Here is a 1,304-nt window from a genome sequence, read left to right as displayed (position 1 = left end):
GGTTGAGTCGAGGAGGGATATTATTCCCTGCCCCTCTCAGTTAGATCTGGGCGTGCGATTTTCACCGCACCCAGCTCCCGATGTTCTTGGCTTGCGCTTTTGCTCATGTGGATATAATCGTGGCAGCTTTCGTGAACCGCTAGAAGGTTGTTTATTTTCGAGTTACTATGGTTTCCGTCTACATGATGTAGATGCACCTTTTCATCGCCTAGCATTCTTAAGCCACATTTTCCACATTTATGGTTTTGCCGTTTTAAAGCTTTAGAGGTTTCGCCGTTATAGAGTTTGCTGTTACGTTCACTCCAGTAGGCTATATCTCCGTCGTAAGGTGATTTCTCCCCTTTGACATTGACAAATTTGTTTTCGGAGAAAGAAACCGATGGGAATGCTTTGTCAAGCAGTTTCTTGCTGGTGTAGCGAGATTGTTTCGATTCCTTATTGAATACCTTGAAGGCTCTATTTTGGATGAACCACAGTGATAACCGCGACCCTTCCAACTTACAGTAGCGATGGTAATTTCTCCAGCCTCTAACCACAGGGGCTAATTTCTCAGCCTTAATCGTGGCTCCATAATTCGAGTTGTTGACGATGTGTTTTACCTTCTGACGGAACGCTTTAAAATTGTCCGCTGATGGGACGCATCTAAATTTTCCGTTGTTTTGCACTTTGAAATGCCAACCGAGGAAGTCAAATCCATCTGTCGTAGCCGTTAGCTTGGTTTTCTTTTCACTAACTTTCATCCCTCGTTCTGCCAGAAATTCGCTGACTTTATCAAGTATTGCCAGTGCGTCATCTTTGGGCTTCAAGATTATTACCATGTCGTCCGCATAGCGGACTGATTGGTGTATTTCCTCAATCCCGTTGAGAGCAATATTGGCTAGTAATGGACTTACCACGCCCCCTTGCGGGGTTCCTTGTTCTGGAAATTCTGGATTGACTCCTGATTTTAGACAGCGGAATATTCCGGTCTTGATGCCTTTTGGGGCAATGAGTCTTTCCATGATGCTGGTGTGGCTTATCCTGTCGAAGCATTTTTCGATATCGAGTTCGATAACCCGTTTCTCTATTCCATTGGTTTTTGAGTTTAGATTCTGAAATAGAAATTTCTGCGCGTCATGCGCCGACCTTCCTGTTCTAAACCCATAACTCCGGGCGTGGAAAGTTGCTTCGTGTGCTGGCTCTAGTACGTATTTTGCGAGGCATTGCCACGCTCTATCAGCAATAGTAGGTATCTTAAGGAGGCGGGTACTCCCATCCTTTTTAGGGATTGGTATTGAACGTAACTTCTGATGTTTCCAGTTGTT

General features: G+C 44.7%; 1 protein-coding gene. It reads right to left on the bottom strand.

Going from position 1 to position 1,304, the window contains the following annotated elements:
- Positions 1-20: 20 nt before the first annotated feature.
- Positions 21-1,304: reverse transcriptase domain-containing protein (locus QUB11_RS31155; protein WP_333207552.1), on the bottom strand; the 1,284-nt coding region annotated here is incomplete at its 5' end.

The organism is Microcoleus sp. B6-A1 (genome assembly GCF_036705085.1).
Classification (GTDB): domain Bacteria; phylum Cyanobacteriota; class Cyanobacteriia; order Cyanobacteriales; family Microcoleaceae; genus Microcoleus.
The sequence above is the reverse complement of the archived record's forward strand: the minus strand, read 5'-3'. Positions and strand labels throughout refer to the sequence as shown.